Below are 3,357 nucleotides of genomic sequence, written 5' to 3'. Positions count from 1 at the left end.
CGCTCCTGATCTCAAACTTATCGCCTATAGTTACAGGTTTGGCTGCTTTTACAGAAGCGCCGTTCATTTTCACTTTACCGCCGTCGCAGGCATCTGCAGCCTGGCTGCGGGTTTTAAATACCCTGATAGACCAGAGGTATTTATCTACGCGTACTTTTTCGGTATTGCTCATAATCAAAAACTTTAAGCTGGCGGCAACCGCAGCTGCCGCCAGTATTGCTATTTACTCAGTTCCGCAAAAAATTTGTGGAAATAAGGAATGGTTTCAATGCCTTTGTAATAATTGGCTAAACCGTATTTCTCGTTGGGAGAATGCAGGTTGTCGCTGTCAAGTCCAAAGCCCATCAGCACTGTTTTCAGTCCCAGTTCCTTTTCAAACAGCGCTACAATGGGAATACTTCCCCCACCACGCACCGGGATAGGATCTTTGCCAAAAGTAGTGTGAATGGCCTGGTGGGCTGCCTTGAATGCTACGGAATCAGTAGGCGTAACATAAGGGCTGCCGCCATGATGTTTGGTTACTTTCACTTTTACGCTCTTAGGCGCAATGGCTTCAAAGTGTTTGGTGAACAGGTCGGAAATCTCGTGCCAGTCCTGGTTGGGAACAAGCCGCATAGAAATTTTGGCAGAAGCCTTGGACGGCAATACAGTTTTGGAACCTTCGCCGGTATAGCCTCCCCAGATACCGTTTACCTCCAGAGTTGGACGGATACCGGTTCTTTCAATGGTAGAATATCCTTTCTCTCCCCAAACATCATCTATCCCAAGATCTTTTTTATATACTGCTTCATCAAAAGGAGCGGCGTTCAGTGCTGCTCTTTCTTCTGCGCTCAGTTCCTGTACTTTATCATAGAAGCCGGGAATGGTGATGTGGTTATTTTCATCGTGCAGGGAAGCAATCATTTTTGCCAGGATAGTAGCGGGGTTAGCTACAGCGCCGCCGTATACGCCGCTGTGCAGGTCGCGGTTAGGACCGGTTACTTCCACTTCCATGTAGGCCAGTCCGCGCAAACCCGTATCAATAGACGGGTTGTCCAGGCTGATCATAGAAGTATCGGAAATCAAAACCACATCTGCTTTCAGGCGTTCTTTGTTATCTTTCAGGAAGATGCCCAGGTTAGCAGAGCCTACTTCTTCTTCCCCTTCAATCATAAACTTGATGTTGCAGGGAATAGTATTGGTTTTGTGCATGGTTTCAAAAGCCTTTACATGCATGTAAAACTGGCCTTTATCGTCCGCGCTGCCGCGGGCATATATGTTACCGTCTTTGATCACGGGTTCAAACGGACCACTGTGCCACAGCTCCAGCGGATCTGCAGGCTGTACATCGTAGTGGCCGTATACCAGTACGGTGGGTAAGGAAGGATCGATGATCTTTTCGCCATAAACGATGGGGTGACCAGCGGTTTGACATACTTCCACTTTATCCGCGCCGGCTTCTTCCAAACGCACTTTTACCGCTTCCGCGCATTGCTGGGTATCCTGATTGTGACGGGAATCTGCACTCACAGAAGGAATGCGTAACAGTGCCAGTAATTCTTCCAGGAAACGATCTTTGTTCTCTGCCTGGTAATCTTTCCAAACTTGCATGATGCTATGAAATTAAGTTCACAATGGGATGCAAGTTAAAGGAAAATCAACATTTACAGATTTAGATAGTTTCGAAGGGGAGAGTATTACACTTTAGAGAAATGACAACAGCGGACCCTCTCTGTTTGAATAACCTCCAATGCCGGATACTCTACCATTCGTGATTCGTTAAACTCCAGGCAGATAAGCAGTCGCAGCTTTACCGTATTTTTAATAAAAACGTTAACCCAAATGGCAAAGCAAACAGGAATAAACACTTTTACAGGCAAACTGGGTAACCTGATCGGTTACCGGAGGAACGGTCAGTACTTCCTCCGTACTATGCCTGAAACCGTGCGGCAAACCGCCGCTACCAGGCACGCAGCCAGGGATTTCGGCCTCGCCAGCAGGAAAGGAAAGCTGATCCGGCAGGCTATCGTTCCCCTCCTTAACATCCCCCGCGATGGCTCACTGGTGAACCGTCTCAACAAAGCGCTGATCTCCGCAGGAAAAGATCAACTGCAAGCTATAAACGGCTTCCGGTTCAACAGGCATACGGGCGTGGAGCAATTCTTCAGCCTCCAGCCACTGATCTCTCCCGGGGGAACTGTAACCATACCAGCACAAACATTACCACAACAAGGAACAGCTACCCATGTGGAAGTAAAGCTGGTTGCGGTACGCATCAGTTTCGCGGAGCGCCGCGTAACCGGCCAGGCTACAACTGCTGTAATGATCAATTTAGATACACATTTTCCTGGTATGGAACTGGACGCAGCAATACCGGGAAAAGGCACGTTACTGGTAATCCTTCAGGTGCGGGCCTTCCATGAACAACAGGCTTCGGCAAACCGTCGCTTTGTGGCAGCAAACATATTCGGGGTGGTTGTTCCGGCAAATACGAAACAGCGGGTAAAAGCAATGCCTGATCTTAAAAGAGTATTGTCTTATAAAAAGGAAGCCGTTAAAACGTATCCTGTTACTTCGCCTATACCATACACAATAGCAACCCAACAACGGGAATGAGCATATCTTCTCCTGATCAAGTCCACCTTATGTACATGGCAAAAGTATCGCATAAGTAATCCCGAAGCCACTTCACAGGCATCTCTCTCTATATTGTAAATGATCAGGAAATCAGTTTTTGTCTTACCAGGAACTCCAGTTTCTGGTTTACATCAAGCAGCTTGGCGGTTAATTCCTTGTTCTCTTTCCGGAGGGCGTACACTTCATATGCCTTTTCAATATTGTGTTTCAGCTCCTCTTCGTTCCAGGGTTTGGAGAAATATTTATAAACCTGTCCTTTATTGATGGCATCTACTACGGCGTTAATGTCCGCATAGCCGGTCAGCAGCATGCGTATTGGCTCGGGGTACTTTTCCAGTATAGATTCAAAAAATTCGATGCCGGTAGTTTTGGGCATCCGCTGGTCCGAGATAATGATGTGAAATTCGTTTTCTGCCAGCAATTTTTCCGCGTCCTCCGCAGAACTGGCTGTTACTATGTTGTACAGCCTCCTGAATGAAGCTTTGAAAGCATTCAGATTGTGTATTTCATCATCAATATAGAGTATATGGATGTGTTGTGCACTCATTTAAGCAGACTTAGTTCCAAGTTATTGATAATAAATGAGTTAGAAACAATGAAACTTTCGATATCGATTTTGTATCCATTCTGCCCCATTCACCTTAAATCAAATAGTAAAACGTTCAACGTTTTACACGTTGCAAAGGTACATATAAACATACTGTTTTATGACGAATATTTCAAGGATGAATGAACTTTTTT

At 46.0% G+C, this 3,357-nt stretch carries 4 protein-coding genes; 1 reads left to right on the top strand and 3 read right to left on the bottom strand.

The genetic code is table 11. From position 1 onward, the window contains the following. On the bottom strand, positions 1 to 172 hold a 172-nt coding region (locus tag VN105_RS22310; protein ID WP_325644367.1), incomplete at its 3' end, for an RNA-binding S4 domain-containing protein. Positions 173 to 219: 47 nt separating this feature from the next. Further along, positions 220 to 1,590, bottom strand: coding sequence for a dipeptidase (locus VN105_RS22305; RefSeq protein ID WP_325644365.1), 1,371 nt, complete (start codon positions 1,588 to 1,590; stop codon positions 220 to 222). A 231-nt stretch (positions 1,591 to 1,821) separates the two neighbouring features. On the opposite strand from VN105_RS22305, the gene VN105_RS22300 reads away from it, so the two are divergent. Further along, a complete protein-coding gene (locus VN105_RS22300) occupies positions 1,822 to 2,595 on the top strand; it encodes a hypothetical protein (protein ID WP_325644363.1) in 774 nt (257 codons plus the stop codon). Between the two features lie 103 nt (positions 2,596 to 2,698). Here VN105_RS22300 and VN105_RS22295 read toward each other — a convergent pair whose 3' ends face one another. Beyond that, positions 2,699 to 3,163, bottom strand: a complete 465-nt coding sequence (locus VN105_RS22295) for a response regulator (protein WP_142685798.1) — start codon at positions 3,161 to 3,163, stop codon at positions 2,699 to 2,701. Positions 3,164 to 3,357 lie beyond the last annotated feature (194 nt).

Source organism: Chitinophaga sp. (genome assembly GCF_035564935.1).
Classification (GTDB): Bacteria; Bacteroidota; Bacteroidia; order Chitinophagales; family Chitinophagaceae; genus Chitinophaga.
The sequence above is the reverse complement of the archived record's forward strand: the minus strand, read 5'-3'. Positions and strand labels throughout refer to the sequence as shown.